General features: G+C 46.9%; 19 protein-coding genes, 1 tRNA gene and 1 pseudogene. 14 read left to right on the forward strand and 7 right to left on the reverse strand.

Annotation, left to right across the window (positions count from 1 at the left end; translation table 11 throughout):
- Nucleotides 1-26 precede the first annotated feature (26 nt).
- The 5 genes from zds (at nt 27) to QUB66_RS23550 (ending at nt 4940) form a co-directional block, all read left to right on the forward strand.
- Nucleotides 27-1463 carry a 9,9'-di-cis-zeta-carotene desaturase gene (gene zds, locus QUB66_RS23530; RefSeq protein WP_265238124.1) on the forward strand — a complete coding sequence of 479 codons (1437 nt, stop codon included), beginning with the start codon at nt 27-29 and terminating at the stop codon, nt 1461-1463.
- Between the two features lie 149 nt (nt 1464-1612).
- Entirely contained in the window at nt 1613-2059 is a 447-nt protein-coding gene (locus tag QUB66_RS23535) for an SRPBCC family protein (protein WP_265238093.1), read from the forward strand.
- A 199-nt stretch (nt 2060-2258) separates the two neighbouring features.
- Nucleotides 2259-4400 carry a serine/threonine-protein kinase gene (locus QUB66_RS23540; RefSeq protein ID WP_332969938.1) on the forward strand — a complete coding sequence of 714 codons (2142 nt, stop codon included), beginning with the start codon at nt 2259-2261 and terminating at the stop codon, nt 4398-4400.
- Nucleotides 4401-4486: 86 nt separating this feature from the next.
- Nucleotides 4487-4560 (forward strand) — tRNA-Val (locus tag QUB66_RS23545).
- 203 nt (nt 4561-4763) lie between these two features.
- The gene (locus QUB66_RS23550) at nt 4764-4940 is read left to right on the forward strand and encodes an Arm DNA-binding domain-containing protein (protein ID WP_265238096.1); all 177 of its coding nucleotides are present in this window, start codon (nt 4764-4766) and stop codon (nt 4938-4940) included.
- Nucleotides 4941-4968: 28 nt separating this feature from the next.
- Here the strand turns inward: QUB66_RS23550 and QUB66_RS23555 are convergent.
- Together QUB66_RS23555 and QUB66_RS23560 are read right to left on the reverse strand one after the other, a co-directional pair.
- A pseudogene (locus QUB66_RS23555) lies at nt 4969-5681 on the reverse strand (IS1 family transposase).
- A 197-nt stretch (nt 5682-5878) separates the two neighbouring features.
- Entirely contained in the window at nt 5879-6139 is a 261-nt protein-coding gene (locus QUB66_RS23560; RefSeq protein WP_265238098.1) for a hypothetical protein, read from the reverse strand.
- A 270-nt stretch (nt 6140-6409) separates the two neighbouring features.
- Here QUB66_RS23560 and QUB66_RS23565 point away from each other — a divergent pair, with 270 nt between their 5' ends.
- From QUB66_RS23565 to QUB66_RS23575, 3 genes are all read left to right on the forward strand, one after another.
- Nucleotides 6410-6541 carry a hypothetical protein gene (locus QUB66_RS23565; protein WP_265238099.1) on the forward strand — a complete coding sequence of 44 codons (132 nt, stop codon included), beginning with the start codon at nt 6410-6412 and terminating at the stop codon, nt 6539-6541.
- A gap of 84 nt (nt 6542-6625) precedes the next feature.
- A complete protein-coding gene (locus QUB66_RS23570) occupies nt 6626-8077 on the forward strand; it encodes a CHAT domain-containing protein (RefSeq protein ID WP_332969939.1) in 1452 nt (483 codons plus the stop codon).
- 292 nt (nt 8078-8369) lie between these two features.
- Nucleotides 8370-10493, forward strand: a complete 2124-nt coding sequence (locus tag QUB66_RS23575; RefSeq protein ID WP_332969940.1) for a hypothetical protein — start codon at nt 8370-8372, stop codon at nt 10491-10493.
- A gap of 463 nt (nt 10494-10956) precedes the next feature.
- Here the strand turns inward: QUB66_RS23575 and QUB66_RS23580 are convergent, their stop codons facing one another.
- Together QUB66_RS23580 and QUB66_RS23585 are read right to left on the reverse strand one after the other, a co-directional pair.
- A complete protein-coding gene (locus QUB66_RS23580) occupies nt 10957-11904 on the reverse strand; it encodes a hypothetical protein (protein WP_265238105.1) in 948 nt (315 codons plus the stop codon).
- A gap of 409 nt (nt 11905-12313) precedes the next feature.
- The gene (locus QUB66_RS23585) at nt 12314-12559 is read right to left on the reverse strand and encodes a hypothetical protein (RefSeq protein WP_332969941.1); all 246 of its coding nucleotides are present in this window, start codon (nt 12557-12559) and stop codon (nt 12314-12316) included.
- A 458-nt stretch (nt 12560-13017) separates the two neighbouring features.
- Here QUB66_RS23585 and QUB66_RS23590 point away from each other — a divergent pair, with 458 nt between their 5' ends.
- The gene (locus QUB66_RS23590; RefSeq protein ID WP_265238109.1) at nt 13018-15045 is read left to right on the forward strand and encodes an iron uptake porin; all 2028 of its coding nucleotides are present in this window, start codon (nt 13018-13020) and stop codon (nt 15043-15045) included.
- Between the two features lie 359 nt (nt 15046-15404).
- Here QUB66_RS23590 and QUB66_RS23595 read toward each other — a convergent pair whose 3' ends face one another.
- Complete coding sequence (locus tag QUB66_RS23595) at nt 15405-16640, reverse strand: FIST signal transduction protein (protein WP_321161636.1); 1236 nt, start codon at nt 16638-16640, stop codon at nt 15405-15407.
- 480 nt (nt 16641-17120) lie between these two features.
- Here QUB66_RS23595 and QUB66_RS23600 point away from each other — a divergent pair, with 480 nt between their 5' ends.
- From QUB66_RS23600 to QUB66_RS23610, 3 genes are all read left to right on the forward strand, one after another.
- The gene (locus tag QUB66_RS23600; RefSeq protein WP_106148740.1) at nt 17121-17357 is read left to right on the forward strand and encodes a Calvin cycle protein CP12; all 237 of its coding nucleotides are present in this window, start codon (nt 17121-17123) and stop codon (nt 17355-17357) included.
- A gap of 318 nt (nt 17358-17675) precedes the next feature.
- Nucleotides 17676-18296 (forward strand): DUF3177 family protein, encoded by a 621-nt coding sequence (locus QUB66_RS23605; protein WP_265238112.1) that lies wholly within the window; start codon nt 17676-17678, stop codon nt 18294-18296.
- A 130-nt stretch (nt 18297-18426) separates the two neighbouring features.
- Entirely contained in the window at nt 18427-19884 is a 1458-nt protein-coding gene (locus QUB66_RS23610; protein WP_332969945.1) for a hypothetical protein, read from the forward strand.
- Between the two features lie 40 nt (nt 19885-19924).
- Here QUB66_RS23610 and QUB66_RS23615 read toward each other — a convergent pair whose 3' ends face one another.
- Nucleotides 19925-20176, reverse strand: a complete 252-nt coding sequence (locus QUB66_RS23615; RefSeq protein WP_332969942.1) for an adenylate/guanylate cyclase domain-containing protein — start codon at nt 20174-20176, stop codon at nt 19925-19927.
- A 374-nt stretch (nt 20177-20550) separates the two neighbouring features.
- On the opposite strand from QUB66_RS23615, the gene QUB66_RS23620 reads away from it, so the two are divergent.
- Together QUB66_RS23620 and QUB66_RS23625 are read left to right on the forward strand one after the other, a co-directional pair.
- Nucleotides 20551-20829 carry a peptidoglycan-binding domain-containing protein gene (locus QUB66_RS23620; protein WP_265238115.1) on the forward strand — a complete coding sequence of 93 codons (279 nt, stop codon included), beginning with the start codon at nt 20551-20553 and terminating at the stop codon, nt 20827-20829.
- 70 nt (nt 20830-20899) lie between these two features.
- Complete coding sequence (locus tag QUB66_RS23625) at nt 20900-21172, forward strand: peptidoglycan-binding domain-containing protein (protein WP_265238117.1); 273 nt, start codon at nt 20900-20902, stop codon at nt 21170-21172.
- 241 nt (nt 21173-21413) lie between these two features.
- Here QUB66_RS23625 and QUB66_RS23630 read toward each other — a convergent pair whose 3' ends face one another.
- Nucleotides 21414-24812, reverse strand: a complete 3399-nt coding sequence (locus QUB66_RS23630; protein ID WP_332969943.1) for an ATP-binding protein — start codon at nt 24810-24812, stop codon at nt 21414-21416.
- Nucleotides 24813-25008 lie beyond the last annotated feature (196 nt).

Consider the following 25008-nt stretch of genomic DNA (forward strand, 5'->3'; position numbering starts at 1 on the left):
TAAAAATACTGGAAAGGATAGGTAAAATGCGGGTTGCGATCGCAGGTGCGGGACTGGCTGGAATGACCACAGCAGTCGATTTAGTGGATGCTGGCCACGAAGTAGAAATTTTTGAATCCCGCCCCTTTGTCGGCGGCAAAGTCGGCAGTTGGGTAGATCCAGACGGCAATCACGTTGAAATGGGTTTGCACGTCTTCTTCGGCTGCTATTATAACTTATTTGCTCTGATGAAAAAAGTGGGAGCTTTTGACGATTTGCTCCTCAAAGATCACGTCCACACTTTTATCAATCGAGGCGGCGAAATCGGTTCTTTAGATTTTCGCTTTCCCGTGGGTGCTCCTTTGCACGGTTTGAAGGCATTTTTTACTACATCCCAGCTAACCGTACAAGACAAAATCCAAAATTCGATCGCCCTGGGAACTAGCCCGATCGTCCGTGGTTTGATAGACTTTGACGGGGCTATGAAAACGATCCGCAATTTAGATAAAGTTAGCTTTGCTGACTGGTTCCGGGGTCAAGGCGGCAACCAAAACTCGCTCAAAAGACTCTGGAACCCGATCGCCTACGCACTAGGTTTCATCGACACCGAAAATATTTCTGCCCGGTGTATGTTGACAATCTTCCAATTCTTTGCTACAAAAACCGAAGCCTCTGTCATGCGGATGCTAGCCGGTTCTCCCAACGAATATTTGCACAAACCAATTGTGGCATATTTGGAAAGCAAAGGAACCAAAATTTACACGCGACGCAGAGTTCGAGAAATTCAGTTTCAAGAAGCCGAAGAAACGCGCGTGACAGGTCTGGTAGTAGCTAACGGCGAAACAGAAGAAAATATCACCGCAGACGCTTATGTTTTCGCCTGCGACGTTCCTGGAATTCAGAAAATATTGCCCCCAGCTTGGCGAAAGTGGTCGGAATTTGACAACATTTATAAGTTAGATACGGTGCCGGTTGCTACTGTACAATTACGGTTCGACGGTTGGGTAACGGAACTGGAAGATGAAGCCAAGCGCAAACAGTTGAGCCACGCTGTAGGCATCGATAATTTGCTATATTCAGCAGATGCAGATTTTTCTTGTTTTGCCGATTTGGCACTAACAAGTCCCAAGGATTATTATAAAGAAGGACAAGGTTCTCTGTTGCAATTGGTTCTGACACCGGGCGATCCGTTTATCAAACAAAGCAATGAGGCGATCGCCCAACACGTACTCAAGCAAGTTCAGGATTTATTTCCCTCAGCACGGGAATTAAACATGACTTGGTACAGTGTAGTTAAGTTGGCTCAATCTTTGTATCGCGAAGCACCGGGAATGGATGTTTTCCGCCCTGCTCAAAAAACTCCTGTTTCTAACTTCTTTCTAGCAGGAAGTTACACTCAGCAAGATTACATTGACAGTATGGAAGGAGCGACACTTTCCGGGCATCAAGCGGCCAAGGTAATTCTCGAAGCTTACGGTCATTAGTCATTGGTCATTAGTCATTGGTCATTAGTCGATAGACTGAAAAATGTAAAATGCTAAAAGCTAATGATTTTCTCTCGTTCCCAGCCAGAGACTGGGAACGAAAAAAAAATTAGAAAAAAAACAATCTAAAATCTAAAATCTAAAATAGAATGACTGATTGGTTAGAACATAGTGTACAAGTAGAAGTGGCAATTCCCATCGAATTAGCGTGGGAACTCTGGTCTGATTTAGAGCAATTGCCACGCTGGATGAAGTGGATAGAATCTGTTCATATTCTCGAAGAAAATCCAGAATTATCGCGCTGGAAACTCGCAACGGGCGGGTTAGAATTTAGCTGGCTTTCTCGGATTGTCAAATTAGTCCCGAATCAGATCATGCAGTGGGAATCGGTGGACGGTTTGCCAAATCGTGGTGCGGTGCGATTTTACGATCGCAAAAACACCAGTATTGTCAAACTAACGGTAGCTTACGGAATTCCCGGCTGGCTGGCAAAATTGATGGACAATTCATTTCTAGCGGGAGTAGTTGAATCGACTCTTCAGGCTGACTTGGAAAGGTTTAAAGAGTATGCTTTGAAAGTTAAGGCGACATCTTGAATTTTGAGGACTAAAGTCCTGACTACAAACCGCATCTTCGTTTGTAGTCAGGACTTCAGATAAGACTCGGCGGTTGAAACCGCGACTACACAAACGATGTCCGCCTCCGCGGACTAAGAAATCAAGGGGATATTTAAGTCGGATTTGGTATTGCCTCAGTATCATAGAGATATGCTGCTGATTGCTTCCCGGTTCAGTTATGAGTTATTGCCTCAACCCCGCCTGTCAAAACCCGCAAAATGCCGATCGAACCCAATACTGCCTGAGTTGCGGCTCCAAACTGTTGCTCAGAGAGCGTTACCGCGCCATTAAACCCCTGGGGCGCGGCGGTTTCGGTCGCACTTTTTTAGCAATAGACGAAGACAAACCCTCAAAACCGCGCTGTGCAATTAAACAGTTTTTCCCCCTATCCCAAGGAACCAGCAGCAGCGAGAAAGCAGCAGAATTATTCAACCGAGAAGCCGTGCGGCTGGACGAATTGGGGAAACACCCGCAAATTCCCGAATTGCTGGCGCACTTTCAGCAGGAACGATATCAGTATTTGGTGCAGGAATTTATAGAAGGTCAAAATTTACAGCAAGAATTGGCGGGGGCTGGGGCTTTTAGCGAAAATCAGATTCGTAGTTTGCTAAATGATTTATTGCCAGTATTAGAATTTGTACACTCGCGCAGTGTCATTCACCGAGATATTAAACCGCCCAATATTATCCGCCGCCGTCTTTCTCAAACTCCAATTATTTATACTTACCCAAAATTAACCGGGGAATTAGTTTTAGTTGATTTTGGCGCGGCCAAACTTGTAGAAGGTTTGAGAGAAACAGGTACTGTCATCGGTTCGCCGGAATTCGTGGCACCGGAACAAATTAGAGGTCAAGCGGTTTATGCCAGCGATTTGTACAGTTTGGGTGTTACTTGCATTTATTTGCTGACTCAAATATCTCCTTTTGATTTGTTCGATATCCATCAGGATGTTTGGGTTTGGCGAGATTTTTTGAAGGTTCAAATCGATCCGAAATTAAGCCGCATTCTGGACAAAATGATCGAGTCGAGTCTCAGTCGCCGCTACAAATCTGTAGCTGAGATTCTCCAAGATTTGCAGCCGCAGCAGTCGGCGGGGGCGGGCACGGGGACTGGGGCGGGCACGGGGGCACCGCCCCTACCAGCGCCTACAATTCCAGTGCCACAGACTGCGCCTGCTGTGCAGAATACGGTGCCGCCAACGGTTGCAGGCACGATTATACCTGTGCCGCGGAAGCAGCGGGTTTTGCCGGCCCGCGCGCCTACTTGGAGGTGTGTTCATACTCTGGTAGGGCATTCTAATGCTGTCACGTCGATCGCTTTTAGTCCTGATGGGGCGACTTTGGCTAGCGGGAGTGAGGATAAGACGATTGAGATTTGGAAGTTGGAGGCGGGTAAGCGCTGGTACACTCTGACGGGTCATTCTGACTGGGTGACTTGTGTGGCGTTTAGTCCTGATGGTGCGACTTTGGCTAGCGGTGGCCGGGATAAGACGATTCAAATTTGGGATCTGAATAAGGGTAAGTGGTGGTACGCTTTGCGCGGTCATGAGGATCGGGTTTATGCTGTGGCGTTCAGTCGCGATGGTCAGGTTTTGGCTAGTGGTAGTCGGGACAAGACTGTGCAGTTATGGAATTTGAATAAGGGTAGGCTGATGTCGGTTTTGACTGGTCACGCTGGTGGGGTGGAGGCGGTGGCTTTTAGTCCTGGTGGGGAGTTTTTGGCTAGTGGTAGTCGGGATCAGACTGTGCAGTTGTGGGATTGGCAAAATGGTCGATCGATTTGTACTTTAGCAGAGCATGGGGATTGGGTGCGGGCGATCGCCTTTGTTGGAACCCCCCCCAGCCCCTTGGTAAGGGGGGGAGTTGGAGAAGGATCTAGCTCCCCCAGCCCCCCCTTGGTAAGGGGGGGAGTTGGAGGTGGATCTAGCTCCCCATTGGTAAGGGGGGGAGTTGGAGAAGGATCTAGCCCCCCATTGGTAAGGGGGGGAGTTGGAGAAGGATCGATTTTGGTTAGTGGGAGTCGGGATGGTACGGCGAAGTTGTGGCGGGTGGATGCAGGGGGGCGAGGGACGCTGCTGCGGAGTATGAGGGATAATTCTGGGGATGTTTTGTGTGTGGCGTTTAGCCCGGATGGTGGGGTTTTGGCGACGGGGAGTCGGGATGGTTCGATTTATTTGTGGGATGCGGCGACGGGGGGTTTGCTGGAACTTCTGACGGGGCACGGGGGGGAGGTTTTGTCGGTGGCGTTTAGTGCTGATGGGGGGTGTTTGGCTAGCGGTTCGGGCGATCGAACTGTGAAGATTTGGCGGGTTGGGAATTAGGGCGGTGGTTGTGGGTGTCTGCTTGAAAAATTTTATATTTATGCTTGACAGGCGATCGAATGTTGTGCTAAGTTATTAATTCGTGAGGACACATAGCTCAGTTGGTTAGAGCACTACGTTGACATCGTAGGGGTCACTGGTTCGAGTCCAGTTGCGTCCATCTTATAAAGCCCGCTCTGGTAGCGGGTTTTGTTGTTTTTACAGCTATTGTTATGAATTCCACGACATTAGACATTCTCAATTAGGAGTGACAAAATGTGACAAGCTCTGACAAGATTAGCGATGAAACAGCGATGATAGTCAGCGAAGCGGGTTACAGCTTTTTAACCTCTGAAAATGAGGTTTGCTTTAAAGGAGAAACCAGTGGCAGGAACTGTCAGAATTGAAAATTTTCAGGAACGGTTGAGACTGGCTTGGCGTTGGCAAGGTAAGCGTTATTGGCTCTCCATGAACTTGCCCTACACCCAAATCAACTGCAAAGCCGCCGAAATCAAGGCTCGGCAGATTGAGCTTGACATTGCCAGCAACAATTTTGGGTAGTCCTGCATAGCAAGGAAAATTAAGGATTTTAATTTATAAGTAAACTCGCGTTATACTCATGAATAAAATACCAAATTCCTCCTATATGATTGGAGAGTTTTTTAGAGAAGGAAAGAGTTTTTCTGACCAATCGAGATATTCTTTGTCTCATAGTATTATTAAATCTTTCTATATAGTTTGTCAGACCCGTTTCTTTTCCTACTGCCTTGTCTCTATTTTTAGGAAAAACTGTGACCTAGGCATTCCAAAAGTCTGTATAACTCACGGCACATTGACCATAAACTGGTGGTAAAGAATCCCATAATCCCTGTGTACCACCTTGATCTCTTTTGCCAATATATACTTCAACAATTTATGAAGGTTGATACATCAATTGCCAACCAGATCCACTGCTTGTTATCCTTAGAGCATACAAATCACCACATTTCATCGCATTGAATTGTTAGTTTCTCTTTCTTTTTTGACTTCACTTCTACTTCTCTTTTTACAGCTCCTAACTTTTGGTTCACATAGTATTGTAACCACCGTTCCGAAACTCCAGTCGCTCTCACAATCCCAGCCAGAGATATCTTTTCTAATAAAAGTCGATCTATCAACCATGATTGTTGGTGCTGAAATCGGTTGATGTCTGGGAGATATGACAAATTGTCTGCTACAATCTCGACATTTAAAATTTTGTTTGCCGGAGCGAGTGCGACCATTTTTCAAGATGTATTCAAAGTTGCACTTGGGACAGTTCATAAGCTAAAATTTAATGTAGGTTGAAAGAGTAAAATTATAACACATTTTCCTTGTTATGCAGGACTACCGCTCTGGTATATTCTTGCAGCTTTCTTTGTTTCTCTGGATTCATGATTGTTCGAGAGTGGTAAATATATTTAATTATGGACTAATGATTGACCTGATATTTATGAGTATAAATATTAATTTTATAAGTGTTATGCTCCTTTTTCCGGTGGATAGTTGTGAATTTCCCTGGAGATGCGAAACATCAATTCCTGTTTTGCTTCCGCACAAATTTCCCGATAGATTGCATAGGAAAAATTTGGATTTTGAGGACATTTAATAATTTGATGTTTTTCAATCTCCATGATTAATCTGGTCACAGCTTTCTGTCGCCCTAAAGTTTTAGGCTGGTGATTTTTGGCAGCTATGGCTAGCTGTTTGAGCCGATCGTCAATTTCGTCCTTAGTAGGCATCTCTTGTTCCAAGGTTACTCAGAAAAATTGTCTCCAACCAGCTAATGCAGGCCGCCGGAGTTCAGCGAACGCTCTGATCAATGGTGCTTGATGGCCCCATTCGAGCGATCGCATCCTCCTGCATAACCTTCTATTTGTCTATCTGTCAGGATCTACGATTTTTACGCAAAATTTTTACATAATTTACCAAAGTTCATATAAACCCCTAATTTATGGGCTCAGGGGGTTGGGGGTGTGTGGGGGCTCGGCGGGAGATGCTTGGGGTTGGTGTTGAATGCTATAATCGTGCTCGCCAGCATCAAATATCCGCCCCAAGCGAACACGGCAAGAGAGCAGGACGATCGCACTCTCAAACAACGTTTTTACACTCCAGAGGGATGCAGCAGCGAAATACGCCATTAATAGTTCAAAAAAAATCCAACTTTAGGAGATATCCAAACCTTTATTTGATCATTCATTGCCAATTCTTTAATCTTCAATGCTCGAATGCGAAAATGGTATAACCGCCCCAAAACCATGCACTACCAGTCCCAGCAGCACCGCCAAAAACACGCGACTCATAAAAAAATCAAAAGAGCTATTTTTTACTGTTTGACAACCATATTTTTCTGCTGGAGCACCGCGAACCTCCCTACAATCGCCCAAAACACAGCCCCAGGCGGGCTTAACGGGCAAGAAATGAGAAATTTGCTCGATCGCGGAAACCTCACCGAAGCCGTCACCAGAATCGAAAAAGACTGGGAAGAAGACTATCAAAAATACTTTGAACAAGACTTTACAGCCCGTGAAAAAACCGCCCAATCAATATCAAAAACTCTCTCCCGCCTAGCAGTTAAAACCAAGAAAAAACCAGCTTTAATTTACGCTATCCCGCGTACAGACCAACTAGAACTAATCTTAATATTGCCCGATCGCCCGCCAGTTCACCGCAGCATCCCCTCAGCAAAACAAGAGAAACTGCTGCAAGTCGTCCAAGAATTCACCAGCGAAATTACCAACCCAGTCAAAATTAATACCACCAGCTATCTAGAATCAGCTCAACAACTTTATCAATGGATAATTGCACCGCTAGAAGCCGACTTGAAAATAGCAAAAATTGACACATTGCTGTTCTGCGTCGGCGAAGGTTTGCGAACCATACCCATAGCAGCAATGCACGATGGCAAGCAATTTCTGATCGAAAAATACAGCATGGCGCGCATTCCGGCATTCAAGCTTACAGACATCAATTACGCCGATCTCAGAAACTCCCACGTCTTAGCAATGGGAGCAGCAATTTTCTCGGAAACCGTGAATAAAGAACCGCTACCAGCAGTGCCGTTAGAATTAAGTGCGATCGCCCGACAGTGGGCAGGTCAATCCTTTATCAACGAAGATTTTACCATCGTCAACTTGCAATCACAGCGACTGCAACAAAGATACGGCATCATCCACCTCGCGACTCACGCCGAATTCCGCCCTGGAACCCCAGATAACTCCTACATTCAATTTTGGGACACCCAACTCAGATTATCTCAAATGAGAGATTTGAAATGGAACAATCCGCCACTGGAACTGTTAGTATTGAGCGCCTGTAGAACTGCCTTGGGAGACAAAGAAGCAGAACTCGGATTTGCCGGTTTAGCGCTGCAATCGGGAGCAAAATCTGCCCTCGCCAGCTTGTGGTATGTCAGCGATGCGGGGACTCTGGCGCTGATGACAGAGTTTTACCAGCAATTAAAAGTCCGCAAACCTCAAGATCCTCCAATCATTAAAGCTGAAGCTCTCAGGCAAGCACAAATTGCTGCGATCAAAGGTAAAGTCACCATAGAAAACGGTCAACTGCGAAGTTCTAGGGGAGAAACTCCGTTGCCGCCGTCTATCCCCAAACTCGATAGCAAAGATTTATCGCATCCTTATTATTGGGCAGCTTTTAGTATGATCGGCAGTCCGTGGTAATTGCGGGGAAGAAACAGGCTTTTCGGCCTGTTCTATCATGCAAGCATCTCTAGGGAAACGGCAATGCCGTGTCCGGCGCCAGACTCTGCCGAATTGCTGTAGGGAAACGGCAATGCCGTTTCCGGTGCAGGACTGCTTGGTGAATACGGGCTCTACCGATCGCGCTTTTGGGGCCTCTTGACCGACACAGATGATAGGCTATACAACATAAAGTAATTCAATATCTGTAGCTGTCGCTCAACCAACCACAACCTGTGACCAATCAAGCGGGAGCCTTCAAGGGGAAACAAACATGAAAAAATTAGAATTTTTACTACAGAAAGAAGGCGATCGCGCCTGGTTGCCCCTAGAAACCCCCGACGTGGAAATTCTAGAAGGCAAATATCGCGTCGTTGCGCGCATTCAGCACCCCAACACCGACATCGAAATTCGCATCACCCATACATCCTTCGACGAAGTAGCCCCCCAGCGGAAAGTCCAAAGCCGATCGGCCCGCACCAACCCCGAAGGATTAGTCGTGATCATTCCCTACACCAGGCTCAAACCTGGAATGTGGGAACTCTCCTGCTTACCAGATCCCAAATTAGCACCAGCAAAACCTTGGCAGTACGGCGTGCAATTAGAAGTATTGCCCGCAGAATCGGACAGTTCCGAACCCCTACCCGCGATCGACTCCTCCGAACCCGCCACCACCTCCTCAGCCTCAGAAAACCCAGCAGCAGTCGTGAAGCCTAGCTATCCCGTAGGGGATCACGCGGCCCCAAAAATCGCAGCATCGGTCGATCGCGCACCAACCCAAATCCCACCAGCCCAACCAGCACCGCAGCCGACCAAAATCTACCAATTCCCCAATCCCCAAACCCCTGGGCCTCCGCCCAAAGCCCCAGTCAAACTCGAACTCGAACTTGTACTCGATCGAGAAACCTTCGTGACTCAACTCGGTCGCCCCTTAATCATTTCCGGCAAAATCGACATTCCCCAACCACCCCAAAAAACCAGAAAAACAGCAACTCTCATCCCCGAATCCCAAACCGAAGAACTCCAAAAACTCATCGGTTCAGCCCAACTGCAAATTTACCTGCGAGACCCCCAAACCTCACAAATACTCGCCCAAATCGAGCAGCCGATGCCAGAACAAGCTCCCCCCTGCATCTTCGCCTGCGTCACCTACATCCCAGCCGAGTGCAAAAGCCGCCTAATTTTAGGAGAAGCAATTCTCAGCAGCGGCGGCGTCACCCTAGCCACCAAACTATTCACAATTACAGCTCGTTTAGAGCATCTTCTAGAAGCAATTAAAGACAATTTCATCGAAGAAAAGCATCAAGCAGAGCCCTCTCCAACAGCAGCAAAACCGCCTCGGAGCGCCACAAATTTATCCTTTCTCAAGCTAGTAGAAAAATCCTTAGAGCCTCCATCCCCCGCCGAAGTCTCAACAAACGAGCCCTTACCCCCTCAACTGAATTCCCGCCAAACCGCAAGTGCAGGCGGTCTAGAATTGCCCGCATTCGGTAACAAACTGCCCGACAGCAGCCGATCGCAATTACTCTCTGAAATCTCCAATCCCCCTCGGACATCCGCAGGGGCGATCGACCGACAAACCAAACCCTCAGACATCCCAACAGCCCCAGAAACGGCCGAAGTTCGAGCGATCGACCAAAAACCCCAAAACACCGCCGAACCAGAAACACCAGCCCCAGAATCCCCACCAGCAGCCTCAAAACAGGCATTTCAAACGCTAAACGTCGAAAATAGATTTTGGTCGCGACTCAGCTCCCTAGCCAGCACCGGCGAATCCCCCGAATGGCTCAAAGCAACCACCCTGTCGCCAACTCCAAAACCGGAGGTAAATAGTAGCGAAGCAATTGCCGTCGTGGAAGAAATCAGCCCAACCCAGCAGCAACGGGCGATCGGGGCAACAATTTCCGAACCCAAATATATTGGCCCGGAATCCAGAGAATTTGTAGTTTTTGACGAGCCCCCGCAGCCGAAACAAGTTGCTCAAAAAACCACAAAACTCGAAGCAGAATCAACTCCCCCAACTCCCTACGTTTTGCCAGAAGACGAGTTAGTACCGATGCCCGTCTTAGAATTGCCGCGCACCCAAATCCTCGCGGGCCAGGCTGTAACAGTGAAAGTGCAACTGCCGGAATTGATGCCCCGGATTTATGTGAAAGTTTGGGTATTCGATCGGCAAACCTATCTCATTCTCGACGGGCCGCGCTGGATCACCGAATTTCAAGCTAACGGATTAGGAAATATGCGAGCAAGTATCGAGTTAGAGATTCCCTACGGCTGCATGGAAGTTGAATTTGAGGCGATCGCCGTGGAAATGCAAACTCAGCGGGAAAGTCACAAAATCAGCGTTCACCGCCAAGTTTTGCCCCCAGCCGGCCCCCTTTTGCCCTTGGATGAGTAGACCTATTGCAAAAATAGCTAGGAACGGGCAAGATACCCGTTCCACAAAAATAATTTTTTATGTGGAAGGGGCATCTTGCCCGTTCCAAAATTTGATTAAAAAGTAGTATTTGTAGGGTGCGTCGCCATCGAGAATCCCTAGAGAAAGGCAACAATCTCACAACGACGCACCTTACACAATCGTTGAAGAAACAACCCTCTGTTTCACTCTCGCCCAACAATTGTTGTGTAGCAAGACTTTTTATAAAATGGTATAAGGTGCGTCGCCATTAAATTGTCGATTGAATGCGAGATATTTTCAATGGCGACGCACCCTACAAATACTATTGTAACATCGGAATTATGTAGTGCTGTCCCCGCTGGCAGTGAGAGGCCACGAGTTCTTAAGATCGCACTCTCGACGATTCAAATATATAATTCCGATGCAACCGGAAACGATATAAGAACTGAATTCAGGTAATTTTTTAGGTCGATCGCACTAACTGCCGAAACTTCTTCTTAAACTTATTCTTATACACATAGATCGATCGCTGTAAATCCTCAACTTGCAGCGACATCTGGGCCGCCAAACCCGTGCGGTTCCAAACATCCTCCTGACACTTGCGGCGACAAAAATTCATCGGTTCCGAGTAAACTTTAGATGTCGATAAAGTTGGTTTCGGGCCGCACCAGTGAATCACAGTCGGCGAAGTGCGATCGGCCGCAGGCCCACTTTCTGCCACCGGAAACCGCTTTTTAAGCAAATCCTGGTCAAAATCCGGTACCAACAACTGCATATCCACATTTTCCACCCGCAGCCGATTTTCTTGCGCCGCCCGAAAAATCATAAAGTTCAAAAACCCCATTTCTCCGTACTTAAATATCCCCGGATTTGCCTCAGTAAAATCTAAAATTTCTACGTATTCTTCCAAGCTAAAAACACCACGTTTAGCAAAAAAAGTACCCGTGCAGAAATAGTTCGATCGCGATTCCGACCACCGAAACTTCGGAAAATACTTCTCAACGCCCGGAATATCAAAGAAAAATTCTGAAACATCCGCATCCGAGTAATCGTAACAAGGCTTGTCTACAATAAAATCAAATTCTTGAAAATTAGCCAACTTCAGAACATCGCCCCAGACGATGGTATCGGCATCCAAAACCATAAAATTTGACCAAGGACTTTCCCAGAAAGCAATCATTTTAGTTTTTCCCCAACCAAAACTTCTTTTCCTGAGCACCTCTTCAGATACCGTTGTGCGATCGATCACTCGTACCCCGTAAGACTTTTCCAAAGCACTCACAGAAAAAGTACCGTCAATCAGCAGACAAATCGGCACATCTCCCAGGAAATATCGAATGCTAGCACAGCAACCCTTAGCAAACAAATAATCCTGGTCGCAGCAGGCAATAATAATACCAAAATCTTTCATAACCCCTCATTCTTTTACTAAAATTTCCACCCACAGCGTTTGGGTTTTTTTGTTCCGACAGCACTATTTTTGAGTTGTGCATTTTTGCCAGCTTAGCATTAAACTCCTACGATCGCCCTACGCCAAAAACAGCCATCAAATCGCTAGAAAATTTCGGTAGAGTTGGTGTCTCAAGCAACAGAGCATTCCCGGCGTGATTGGATATTAAGCAACACCCATTGCAGCCACACTCATAAAACCCAAAAATTGTGTTAAAGTAGCAGGGAATTAAACTGGGCGACAGCTTGTCTCAAAAAGGACGATCGCCCTGGCAAGTCCCGAATGCTGGGATCGTCAGAGAGTCCAAATTGGTCAAGCCTAAAATTTGGCTTTTTTAGCTAGCGGGCGCGCGAACCCCCACACCTTACTCTTAGCTGGTGTGGGATGAAAGCCAGGGCGATGACGAATGGATGTCGGCTTTTGCCTGAACCATACTTTTGCCTTTGACATCGATGAGGAATCGCCAATTTTCAACAACAAAGCGAAAGAATCTGGTATGGTACAAACGGTTCATCACCCGCCCGAATTCTCGAACAGACAGGTTAAAGTAGCGGTGATACGCTTGCCACAGAAAGACCAGAGCTCGGGGAAAGAATACGCCTAACTGGTATGCCATTGCAGTAAATCCCCTGGTGTGTTCTACGAATCAAACAATGAACTCCTTGGGGCGCAGGGAGTCTGCCCGGATCGCACGCCGTGCGATGGGAGTGAGGACAAGATGGCTTGTCAAACCTCCGGACGCTGCATAAGACCAACATCATTCAAAAATGGTATAGGCAGCGGCGGTTGAAACGGGAAGCCCAGACTGTATGCTTCGCATAGCGTGTGGGTACGTCACCAGGTGATGATATAATCAACCGTAAGGTAATGTGGGCTTGACCTGAATAGATGCCTGGGCCGTAGAAGGGGCCAGCCCCTACGTTCAAGCGGGAACTAAACACGCCTACTGTGAATCAGCAGCTATGGATATGTTCTATTTTGGCAGTTGTTATTGTCAGCAGGCAAGCAACCACAAAAATTAGCAGTTGAGAATTGCTGATCAAGTTGAATTTATAGTGTGAAGGTGTGAGGAAAATGAACAGAATTTTTTGGAATTTATTGCTAGTATCCCCGGCTATTCTGGGGCTATCATCAGTTGTCAGTGCCAGTGCGATCGCCACCGAAGCGACCGCAACCGCTGAAGCCAACCAAGTAGCCACAGCTCAGTCATCTGAGTCAAAAATTGCAGAACCAGTTGCAGCAACCCCTGCTGCCCCAGAAAAGCTGGCTTTAAACAGCATCGCTCCGGCCTCGGCAGACGCCCAAAAACTGGCAGCAATCGCACCAGAAACCAGCGCCACAGCACTGCAAACAGCAGCGATTGATATCAATGCAGCAGCCCCCATCGCCCCCGCCACCACAGCGGCCGCGACCGAGCCCCTAGCTGCTGCCACCACAGCGGCCGCGACCGAGCCCCTAGCTGCTGCCACCACAGCCGAACCATCGCCCCAAGCCTCAGACTTGGCAGTGGAAAGCACCCCGGCAGCAACCGCCAAAACTGAAGTGCCAGCAATTGCTAGCACCCCAGCCGCCAAGGTAGAAATTGCTCAGACAGCACCCGCAGGCATGGGTGGCCCGATCGTCCCAGCAGCACCCCAAGCCCTCCCCGCCGAACCATCTGGAGCCATGTCCCAAGTGACATCGGTCTCTCAACTTTCCGACGTGCGGCCGACAGACTGGGCATTCCAAGCCCTGCAATCCCTAGTCGAACGCTACGGTTGTATCGCAGGCTATCCCGACGGAACCTACCGCGGCAACCGCGCCCTGACTCGGTACGAATTTGCAGCCGGCGTCAACGCTTGCTTAGACCAAGTAACCAAGCTAATTAGCTCATCAACAGGTACCTTCGTCACCAAAGACGACTTAGCAATCCTGCAACGCCTGCAAGAAGAATTTGCAGCCGAACTGGCTACCCTGCGCGGACGAGTAGATGGCCTAGAAGCTCGCACCGCAGAACTCGAAGCCAACCAGTTCTCCACCACAACCAAACTGGCAGGAGAAGCCGTTTTTCTCGCCAGCGACACCTTCGGAGATGGTGTTGGGCTGCGGGACGACAAAACTGTGACCAACCTCGGCTACCGAGTGCGGTTGAACTTCAACACCAGCTTCACGGGTAAAGACTTGCTCAGAACCCGCTTGCAAGCTAGAAACATCGCCAACTACGGTGCAGCAACTGCCACTGGTACGAACATGGCTCGCGTCGCCATCGACGGCGAAGACGGCAGCCAATTCTCCCTCGATCAATTGTGGTATCGCTTTCCGGTAGGCAACGCTACAGTCTACTTCGGCCCGAAAGGACTGAGGCTCGATGACGTTGCTGAGCTTACTGCTCCCTTGGAAAGTAGTGGCAACGGTGCTCTCTCCAGATTTGGACGTTACAACCCAGCAGTGTTCCGCGGTCCCGAAGGAGCAGGTGCTGCTCTGAAATACAACTTGGGTCCCGTGAGAGCCACAGCAGCCTATCTTGCCTCCGACGGCGACGCTCCCGACCCAGCCAACGGCCGGGGCATTGCCGACGGTTCTTTCAGCGCTTTGGGTCAGCTCAACTTAAATCTGAGCCAAGCATTTGACATTGGTGTTAGCTACAACCACAAATACAATCGGGGAGGCGATGTTGGGATCATGGGCGGTACGGGTAGTGCCTTGGCTAACCGCCCCTTCGGTCAAGCATCGACTACATCCAATAACTATGGGGTGCAAGTTAACTTCAAACCCAGCCGCCGCTTCCAGCTTGGCGGTTGGTACGGTTACACGAAGGCTCAGCAAGAACGGGGCGGCCACAATGACGCTACTGTTCAGAATGGTGCTGTTTTCTTGGCGCTGCCAGATTTTGGTAAGCCTGGGAACCTCCTCGGTTTGATCGCCGGCGTACCGCCAAAAGTTACTGAGAGCGATGTCGCCAGAGACCGCAACACCTCTTATCACTTAGAGGGTTTCTATCGCTTCCAAGTGAATGACTTTATTTCGGTGACACCGGGCGTTTACGTGATTCTGAATCCCGAACAAAACAAACGCAATGACGATATCTGGGTAGGAGTCCTGCGGACAACCTTTAGTTTCTAAGGTTTCCAGACATCTAGTTAGAGCTAAAAGCGGCAGTCACCTGCCGCTTTTAGTTTTTGGTTATGGGTCAAGACGCCTGGGTTCAGAAGACTCCGGCGGTTGAAACCGCGTCTATAAAAACAAAACCTGCCTCCGCAGGTTGAAGAGTAAGTCTTGACACCACATTTATGGAGACAAAATCTACTCCAAGCGCGTGGGAATTCTTGATTTTCTTTAGTCCGCGGAGGCGGACTTGGTTTGTATAGAAGCGGTTTCAACCGTACGTCTGATCTTCGTTTTTGTAGAGGCGGTTTTCAACCGCCGTCTGATCTACAAACCAATTTGATCGGTCATCAGCCAACAGTCAACTGTCAACAAAATTAGGAATTTTGCCGACAAATCCCGAATACGGATGTGTAGCCGTGCAGAAATGTGCTGCCGCCGACGGGGCCGATTTCGCCGTTGCAGAAAAAGCCGCTCAACGGGATGTTTTTGAGGTATCTGCCGAACAGTCGTGAGTCAAAATTCGATTGGCCATAAAGCCCTTCGCCGCGCCCCAGACAAGAGAACATCAAGGCACCGGCGCTGGATGTACCGCTGTACTCGGCCGCCCGCTGATGGCGATCGAGCAGCATTTCTAGGTCTTCTGCGGAGGTGCGCGCGTCCCGCAGGTGGAATTGGATGCGCTGTCCGGGACGGACTCGATCGCCGATCGCAATTGCCCCCACTTTTGGATCTACTCCCAACAGATTGCGGATTAAAAAATCTCCCGGCTCTAATTTAAACTTGAATTCATCGCTGACTAAGCCGACAAATAACGAGTGCTGCGCTAATTCTTGGTCTGCTTGGCTCAAAGTTTGAACTAACTCTCGCAGGGCCTCTAAGGGCGATCGCTCGACACTCCTGGTGCCGATATCGTCGGTTTGTTCTTCGAGTTTGAGCACAATATTGCGCTCTCCTTCCGTCACCCGATAAGGATGCCCGATCGGTCTACAGCCTTGTGCAACGATCGTTTCCAAAACTATATTCCCGCTCAAAGCCACTCCCACCGTCCCTTCTCGGTAAAGCTGATAGTCGCAAAACAGCGCCGCGCCCCTGCCCGCACCGTCCCCGCCGGCGAGTCCCCCTACCTTCGGCGCACCCGGATACGCATAATCTAGCCCTTGCAGCAAATCGTTAATTTTTGCCGAAAAAGGGTCGGCCAAGATGATAAACTGCGGTTCTTCGTCGGCTGGCACGCCCAACAAATCCACCCAAGTATCCGGCGGACTGTCTAAGTCCGGTAGTTCTTCTGCACTGATGTGAAATGTTCTGACGTTTACTCCCGGTAAGCGGGCGAGACTCAGGCTGACTGCTGGAGAACCCTCTACTTCTTCGGTGAGCCCGCCCCGATTCGTGCCAATGACTCCTCCACCGCCACAGCCCAGAATCGCAGGCACTGGCAGTAATTCTTCGAGTAAAGGCATCAGTCGAGAATACTCGCTGGCAAAGGCAGATGAGATAAAAATCAGCGCTAAATCGGCCGGGCCTTCTAATTCGCGATCGGCTTGTTCTACAACTTCTTTGAGGGCTGATTCCAAAGACGGACGGGTTGATAAGGCGCTGACCCATTGCATTTGGTTTTGCTTGTCCATAAGGCGAACTTTTTTATAAAACTATGTCTTACATTAGGCTAACCGGAACTGGCCACTGGCGGGACGGTTTTCTGGGGCGATCGATTCCCTTCCCTGGCCGTTCTTGTGTTAACATAAGTTAACATGAGTCTCGAATCAATCTGTTGAGTGTTAAATGCTGTCTTCAGCGAAATCTTAAAAGATAAAGCTCAATACAGTTTGACACCACAACTTCCTGTAATGTTTTTATCAAAAGTCAGGTCGGCTCGACCTGCATTGATGCCTGTGGACTAGAATCCGCCGATCGGCTAAAGTAAAGCAGGAAGTAGAGACCGCTACTGCGATCGCAGTTATGGATGGTTTTTATCTGGGCTGCCACAGCAGCGCATCTCAAGCTAGTATTAGTTGAGGTCGCCAGAGCGAAACTGCAAGTCAAACACAAGCTAACATCCAAAAAGAAAACCTTTCTTAGTCAATAAGTTTATGACAACAACACCCGCGGGCAACATCGAAGAAAAAATTGAAGAAGAACTAGAAAGCGCTCGTACCGTCTGTGACATCAAGGGCGCAACTTCCGGGGAATGCGCTGCGGCGTGGGACGCAGTTGAAGAACTGCAAGCTGAAGCTTCCCACCAAAAGCAAGTCAAACCTAAAAATTCTTTTGAAAAGTATTGCGACGACAATCCTGACGCTGCTGAGTGCCGCATCTACGACGAATAAGCGAGGAATTTAGCTCCTTGTCTTCCCTCCCGCGCCGAAATTTAGCTTTTGGCGCGGGATTCTTTCATCGGTTTATAAATTACCTTGTCAAGAAGACCGGGCGGTTGAAACCGCGTCTACACAGACAAAACCCACTCCAAGCGGGTTGAAGAACCGATGTTTGAAATTAAGTTGTTTTCTTTACACCGCGTCGGCGGACTACCCTTCCCGAAGGCTAACGCCTACGTTTGACAAGAAGCGGTTTCAACCGCCGTCTTATCTTCTTGAGCGCTTTTGTAGTAGAATCTGTCACAAATAAGTGAGTATATTTTCCCCAATATGTTGAGTCTTTTATTAGCAGCCACCGGGCCTTGGTTTCAACCGCTTGTCTGGATGGATTACCGCTTGTCGGTGTTATTAACAATTTCGATCCCGCTGGTAGTGCTGATTTGGGCTGTTTTTGCAAAGGCTGATGCGATCGCCCGTTTGTTGATGATTTATTGGCGAGTGGCGAGTTTGCTGGCAATTACACTTTACCTGATGATGGCTGCGATGCCTCTGAGCTTTGTGTCGTCAGTGATGGGTAGGGCTTTGATTCCTGCTTGTCTATGGTTTTGGCAGGATTTAAACGAGGAAATTGCCGATCGCCCCCAGTCGTCTTTAAAACTGGCCTTTACAGCTTGGCGGTGGGCGATTACTGTTTACAGCGGTTTGGGCGCTCTAGTTCAAATTCCCTTCTTAACCTGTGCCTTTAAATCCCAAAGTCAGGTAATTGACGAACCTTTCTGCCGCATTTGGTTAGATCCACCTTGGCTGTACAAAGAGATGTTTCACGGTAGGGCAAACCCTCAATTTTTGGGATTGTTGGGTCTGACAGGTTTAGCAATTTATGTGGTTTACTTGTCATACTTTGTGGTAATTAGATTGGGGAAACAGGGGAGGTCAGCTACCGGAAATTAAGTGGATTTTAAGTAAGTATTTGCCTCCTAAATTTCAGCGAAAGTCTTCAACAAAAAACTTAGAAACCAAAAAAATCGGGGCACATCTACGAAAAGATCCAACTAACAAGAGGATAGCTGACGTGACAGTAATGTTATTGGAAAAGACTGTGATTGATAGCAAAGAAGCATACTTAGAATGCTTAGAAAAGCTGATTTGGGCGACGGATCGCCTAAACGTAAAAGTCGAACCAACTGAACTCGCTCGGATTGCCGAACTGATAGTTGAGCCGATGACCGGGCCCTGGCGGTTTTTTCACACTCCCGAACATATTTTTGAGGTGGGAGGAAATGAAGATGCGATCGAGGTTTTGGCAGCTTTATTTCACGATATCGTCTACGTGCAAGTCGATCGCAGCATTAACTTTAACGTCAGCTACTACATCACTCCTGTTACCAAAGAGGTTAACAAACAGCTACAGATTCGCGATCGATCTGAACTGTCTGCTGATGCTACATTCGAGATCGTAATGCTGGTATTCGGTTTTGTACCCGGAGAAGTGCTCAATCCCTTCGCCGGACAAAACGAATTTCTCAGCGCTGTGGTGGCGGCAAAAGCTCTCGAACCATTTCTCAAACGCGAGCAATTGCTTCAAATTGCAGGCTGCATTGAAGCCACAATCCCGTTTCGCGCCGCCGCCGAGTCGGGAATCACAGCAAGCCAGCGCCTTTATCACCGCTTGCAAGCAATAACTAACCTGTTTAACCTCAGTTTGACTGACGAGGAAATGCGGGAAACTGTGAAAAAAGCTGTGCGAATCGCTAACCGGGATGTGATCAGTTTTGCTTACCAGAGTTCAGCCATTTTTTTGGCAAATACCTGGAATTTACTGCCGGAAACTAATCACAATCTCACCTGCTGCGGTTTTTACACGGTTCGCGACTACCGAATTGCTTTGCAGAAGATGGAGGGTTTTCTGAGTTATCTCAAGCCAGAGGTGATTTTCCGGCAGTTTGAGGGATATCCAGACGATCGCACATATCAACGCTGGGAAACTACCGCTAAGTACAATCTCCAAATTGCCCAGCTTTATCTGGGATGCAAACTGGCTGCTATCGCCCTGCTGGAAGCCCTTTCTTCGGGTTTGGGACTCGATGTTTCTCTGGTGATGATGATGGGAGAACTTCCAGATAGAGCCGCTGGAGGCATCCGTCTGGAAAGCTTTTTTCCAGAAACAGATAAACCTCACCAACCTCAAACTGCTTTAGAAACGGAAGTATTGAATTTATTAGAAAATGGGCGGGCGAAAAGCAGTTATAATACCGATTTGGAAAACTCGCCCCTCACAACATTTATCGTCAAAATTGTGGGTTTTGACGAAATGCGCTATCAGTGCGATCGGGCTAAGGAGTTTTTTCGGGAAAATTTGGCAGCCGATAACTTTATTTCCGACTTTAACCCAAGAGTTACAGAAATTGTCGTTGACTCAATTCTCAAGTTGTTTGAAAGCCGCAAATCTACGATCTACCGATACTACGATATCACTTCTGAGTTAAAGTCCAAACCCCAGACCAATTTTCCGGTACGCCCTTCTCAATCAAATGGTTGACATTATCTAAAACTTTCTCGGAAATTATCAAAGATACGACCTATAACTTAGTGAGACTTTCCAGACGAGAAGCTAAATTCACATTATCCGAAAAAGCATCTCCCTGCATTCTCTCCGCTTCCCCAACTATGCCCACCATCATGTGTCCGAAATGCACTCCTACGCCGACTTGAATCGGTTGATATCCGGCGAAGGATGTTTGTAGTTGAGATGCCATGCTGGCAAAGGATTTGGCTAGCTGGCCTACTTCGTCGGTGCGATCGACATCGCTCTCTAATATAGCGGTTCTCAAGCGTGGTGAGGTATGCCCTATGCCCTATGCCCACGGAAGCCTATGCCCTATTCCGAAAGCGTACCTGATCTTTCTGAGAAAGGCTATACCTTATGCTATAAATCTATGCTACACAATTATTCCCTGAAACTTTACATAATTAAGTTCGGCCTCCTAGAATGTCTAATTGAGTCAACTCTCAACCCTCAACTCTCAACATCCATCTGTTACATCCGTTCAATCCATTGTGGAAATTCCTTTCTTCTGTCACTCATTTAAGCTACCCCAGATAAGTGTCACTAAAAAAAGCGACTGTTAAAGCACTTTCCTCCACAGCTACAACTGGGGAATAGCAAGTTCAAACAACTCGCAAACCACTAATCCCCAATCAAACCATGCAAACCACAAACGAAATTCAAGCTCAATTACCTATGTGCTCTTCCTTGCCCACACTGGAACGAAATCATAGCAGCGCTTCCAATAAAGACGTGCGCTATCTCCAACAATCCTTACTAAAAAAAGGATATCCCGTAGCAACTGATGGATTCTTCGGCGCCAAAACCGAACAAGCAGTCATCAACTTTCAAAAGAAAAATAAAATTACTGTTGATGGTATTGTCGGCCAGCAAACTTGGAATAAATTAGGCGCTTGCGTTACCGAACCTCCTTGTTAAATCACTGCCAACATTTTCCCGCACTTCTCTGTCGATCGCAACTTGCAAACAATAAATAGATAATCAAACCATGCAAACCACAAACGCAACTCGCATTGAATTACCTTCCTGCCGTTATTTTCCCCTACTCCAACGCAAAGATGCCACCATTCAAAATGAGGATGTCCGCTACCTCCAACGACTTTTAAATGTCAGTGGAGCTTCCCTAAATACTGATGGATCGTTCGGCCCGAAAACCCAACAAGCACTCATCAGTTTTCAGCAGCAAAAACAAATCGCTGCTGATGGCATTGTCGGCCCCAAAACTTGGAATAAATTGGGCGTTTGTACAACTGTATTTTAAAGTTTGTACTACCATATCTTAAACAGAGTAGGGCGTGCAGTGCGCGCCCTATCTTTTATTGCAACCTGGCCCGATGCTGAGGACGTTTTTAATTGCTGACACCAATGCGATCGATTCCTTCTCTCCTCCAGAACTAAAGTCTTCTCTCCTAGCTCACTAAAGCCTTCTTCCCTCTTCCCTCTTCCCTCTTTTTACTCGAATAGCGCAGCCGAAGCGAGCCCTTTTCCTGCCAAAAAACCGCCTATTTTTCGGCCGAATCTTCCACCCCAGACCACCCCTCCGGCACTCCATACATTCGATACTTGCGAGAGCGTTTGAAATACAGCGTTGCTACCAGATCGTCAGGATTGATGTCTAAAATATTCTCAAATATTTTTTGGGCGGCAACAAATTTTTTCTGGTAGTAAAAATTGAGAGCTTCTTGAAAACTCTCCGCAGTTTGCTGCTTGAGGAGAATGCTCTTCTCTGTTTCTGTATCGTAAATTTCAAATACCGACACAGCAGTTGTCTTTCCTTTCACCGTTACTCGATCGACAAATCTGTAGTTATATGTTTCTGAATCGTTTAGGCGATCGATAATTTCACCGCTAACGAGAATTCCCGATCCGTAAACCTTAGTCAATCCTTCCAAACGAGACGCGAGATTCACCGCATCAGAAATCACGGTACTTTCCATCCGTTCTGGCTCGCCAATTGTACCCAACATCAAATTTCCCGCGTGCAAACCAATGCCGATCGCGATCGGCAACAAGCCGTTTTGTTCTCGCTGCTCATTGTAGATATTCAATTCTTTTTGCATATCAATTGCTGCTCGCACACCATCTGATGGAGATGTAGGAAACAAAGCCATAACTGCATCGCCGATATATTTGTCAATAAATCCGTTATTTTTCCTAATTGCAGGGCTAACCCTTCCCAAGTAACTATTAATGAATGCAAAATTTTCAGCAGGTGTCATCTGTTCTGAAAGCACCGTAAAAGAACGAATATCAGCAAAGAGTACAGTCATATTCTTTTCCTGATTGTCGCCTAATTTGACTTCAATAATACTCGGTTTTTCAAGCAAATTTAAAAAATCGTGTGGCACAAACTTGCCGTAAGCTGCATTCAGTTTTGCCAGGGTAATTTGTGTCTTGATTCTCGCCAACAATTCCTTTTTGATAAAAGGTTTAGTTAGATAATCATTCGCTTCTGAATTAAAAGCTTCTACCAAGTCGCTAGTTTGATTTTTTGCAGTCAGCACTAAAATTGGCATTTCTAAAGGCGAGTATTTTTTGCGAACTTCTCGACAGACTTCATAACCAGTCATCTGTGGCATCATTACGTCGAGTAAAATCAAGTCGGGCTTAAATCCCGATTCAATCAAATTTAAAGCTTCTCTGCCGTTGCTCGCTTGAGTTATCGCATAGTTTTCCACAGCAAGATTGTTGGCAATGACCTGAATATTAATTGGTTCATCATCGACTACCAAAACTTTTATTTTTTCACCTTCTTCTATCAAGTTCCTTTGGGCTGAGAGAGTAGAATTTACTAGAGATGATTGGGGATCTAATTCAGGAGTAATTAAAATCCCCTCGCCCTCAGTCAAACGCGGCTGTTTGCTACTAAATTCCGGCTGACTATCAGATAGAGGCAAAGTAAAGATGAATTGGGAACCGACCCCGACATCTGAAGATACCGAGATTTTACCGCCGTGTAATTCCACTAATTGCTTGACAACAGCTAACCCTAAACCTGTGCCACCATATTCTCTAGCAGTGGAACCGTCAGCTTGTTCAAAGGATTCAAAAATTCGTTCTAATTTATCTTCGGGGATGCCAATTCCCGTGTCAGATACCGTAATGGCCAATTCGGGATTAGGCGATGATTCTTCATGGCTCGTTATCAATGCTGCTGAAATCTCAACTGTGCCACTTTCAGTAAATTTAATCGCGTTGCCAATTAAGTTGTAAAGTATTTGCTCCAAGCGATTCTCATCGGCTGCTATTGGCGGCAATTCGGGAGCAACTGAGTTAATCAATTGCAAGTTTTTTATACCTACCAATGGTTGAGATAATTTGAGAATTATAAAGACTATTTCTCGGAGATTGACGGACTTAGTTTGCAGTTCTAGAGTTTTGTGTTTGAGCTGAGAAAAATCGAGAATATCGTTAATTAAAGAAGACAATCTTTTTCCCGACGATGAAATCAAAGCTAAGTTAAAATTAGTTGTTTCTGGCAGTTTCCCGGTAGCACCGTCTATTAAAGATTCTGCAATCCCAATAATACCGTTGAGGGGAGTGCGGAGTTCGTGGGAAGTATTGGCTAAGAATTCGTCTTTCAGTTTGTCCAGTCGCTGCAATTCGGTATTTTTATTTTCTAAGGCACTAAAAGATGCTTGCAGTTGTGCTGCCATGCTGTTAAAAGCAGCGGCAAGTACGCCCAACTCGTCGGAACGATCGAGATTGACAGTTCTGTCAAATTGTCCTTCAGACAAATCTATTGCTGCATCTTTTAATTGTAAAATTGGTTTGGTAATCCAGCGAGCAGTGAGAATTCCTAGCACAGTTGCTATGGCCAAAGCTGCCAGACATAGCAAGATTGTAGTTCTATTGCCAGCATTAATTTGTTCGATAAAGTCGGCTTCGGGAACGACGACGACAATCAGCCAATCTAAACCTTTGCCATCTTTAAATGGCAGGATTTTTAAAAATTGCGGCTGGCCGTTTATTTCAAAATGGATTAGTTGCGATTTGGTAATTTGCTGCAAATCTTGAAAGTGACTTTCTAAGTATTTAGCTGTATTCTGCGTTACGATATCGCTGCTTGCTTTGACTTGAAACTGTTCTTTTTTACCGTTTTTGTTGCGGAAAGGTTTTTCGCGCGTGGAAGTTGCCAGCAGCGTTCCCTTTCTTTCGATAATAAAAGTTTGACCGGATTTGCCTATTTTGAGGCTGTTTAAAAATTGACCGATACCGTCCAGACGCAAAGCAGTAATTAATACTCCGTCTAGCTGTTTCTGGTTGTTGTAAACTGGTTGCAGCGCGCTGACGATCAGTGTGGGTTCTAGCAAGGAGATATCAACTGAACTCCAAGTGGGTTTGCCTGCTAGAGACGCATCTTTGTATAAAGGGTTCTGTCTGATATCGAAGTTTTTGATGGTGGCTGCTAGTTTGGTGCGATCGCCCGTATCATTAGTATTGTAGGAATAAAAATTAAATTTGGTAGACGGGCCGGAGGCGTTAATCAACAAAGTCCCATCCGACATCTTTTCGCCGGTGCGGTATTCTCCATTGCGATTGGCGAACGAGGTAAAATTGATATAAGGATATAATTGCACTTGCCGCCACAGATACTTTTCCCAAGCTGACAAGTCTTTTATATTCACAAAACCCAGTTTGATTGAATCCAGCTTGGTTTGATTGATTTGGTGCGGAGTTTGCAGATAAGTTTTCAAATTTTGCTCAATGCGATTGCTCACTTCTCCCATCAACTGATCCGCAAGATCGTTGACTGCTCTTTGAGAGTTCTTAAATGATAAATATCCCACAATTCCCACCGCGGCAAATACTTGCAAGACAAACGGAACTATGAGTACAGTTTGCAGCGTCGTTTTTCCTGAAAGTTTAGCTGCTAAGCGCTTGAGAGAAAAAGTTGACATAATATTAATTTAGATTAAAAAACACAGTTGATACTCAGAGCGAAGCTACTGTTAAGTATTGTAAACTCTTTTGTCTTGAACAAAACTTACACAAGAACAGCCTGATTCTCGGTTGCTTCCCAATACTTCTCGGTTAAGCCCTATCGTCAAGTAAACTGGTGTTGATTCGTGGATCAGCGAGGGTAAAATTGATGGC

Source organism: Microcoleus sp. A2-C3 (assembly GCF_036706065.1).
Lineage (GTDB): Bacteria > Cyanobacteriota > Cyanobacteriia > Cyanobacteriales > Microcoleaceae > Microcoleus.

Excerpts from the sequence above, each read along its gene's own strand:
- QUB66_RS23535 (WP_265238093.1), top strand. The coding sequence starts at position 1,613 with ATGACTGATTGGTTAGAACATAGTGTACAAGTAGAAGTGGCAATTCCC.
- QUB66_RS23600 (WP_106148740.1), top strand. The coding sequence starts at position 17,121 with ATGACAACAACACCCGCGGGCAACATCGAAGAAAAAATTGAAGAAGAA.
- QUB66_RS23625 (WP_265238117.1), top strand. The coding sequence starts at position 20,900 with ATGCAAACCACAAACGCAACTCGCATTGAATTACCTTCCTGCCGTTAT.
- QUB66_RS23580 (WP_265238105.1), bottom strand. The coding sequence starts at position 11,904 with ATGAAAGATTTTGGTATTATTATTGCCTGCTGCGACCAGGATTATTTG.
- QUB66_RS23575 (WP_332969940.1), top strand. The coding sequence starts at position 8,370 with ATGAAAAAATTAGAATTTTTACTACAGAAAGAAGGCGATCGCGCCTGG.
- QUB66_RS23560 (WP_265238098.1), bottom strand. The coding sequence starts at position 6,139 with ATGCCTACTAAGGACGAAATTGACGATCGGCTCAAACAGCTAGCCATA.
- QUB66_RS23590 (WP_265238109.1), top strand. The coding sequence starts at position 13,018 with ATGAACAGAATTTTTTGGAATTTATTGCTAGTATCCCCGGCTATTCTG.
- zds (WP_265238124.1), top strand. The coding sequence starts at position 27 with ATGCGGGTTGCGATCGCAGGTGCGGGACTGGCTGGAATGACCACAGCA.
- QUB66_RS23605 (WP_265238112.1), top strand. The coding sequence starts at position 17,676 with ATGTTGAGTCTTTTATTAGCAGCCACCGGGCCTTGGTTTCAACCGCTT.
- QUB66_RS23610 (WP_332969945.1), top strand. The coding sequence starts at position 18,427 with ATGTTATTGGAAAAGACTGTGATTGATAGCAAAGAAGCATACTTAGAA.
- QUB66_RS23630 (WP_332969943.1), bottom strand. The coding sequence starts at position 24,812 with ATGTCAACTTTTTCTCTCAAGCGCTTAGCAGCTAAACTTTCAGGAAAA.
- QUB66_RS23585 (WP_332969941.1), bottom strand. The coding sequence starts at position 12,559 with ATGGCATACCAGTTAGGCGTATTCTTTCCCCGAGCTCTGGTCTTTCTG.
- QUB66_RS23540 (WP_332969938.1), top strand. The coding sequence starts at position 2,259 with ATGAGTTATTGCCTCAACCCCGCCTGTCAAAACCCGCAAAATGCCGAT.
- QUB66_RS23570 (WP_332969939.1), top strand. The coding sequence starts at position 6,626 with ATGCGAAAATGGTATAACCGCCCCAAAACCATGCACTACCAGTCCCAG.
- QUB66_RS23595 (WP_321161636.1), bottom strand. The coding sequence starts at position 16,640 with ATGCAATGGGTCAGCGCCTTATCAACCCGTCCGTCTTTGGAATCAGCC.
- QUB66_RS23620 (WP_265238115.1), top strand. The coding sequence starts at position 20,551 with ATGCAAACCACAAACGAAATTCAAGCTCAATTACCTATGTGCTCTTCC.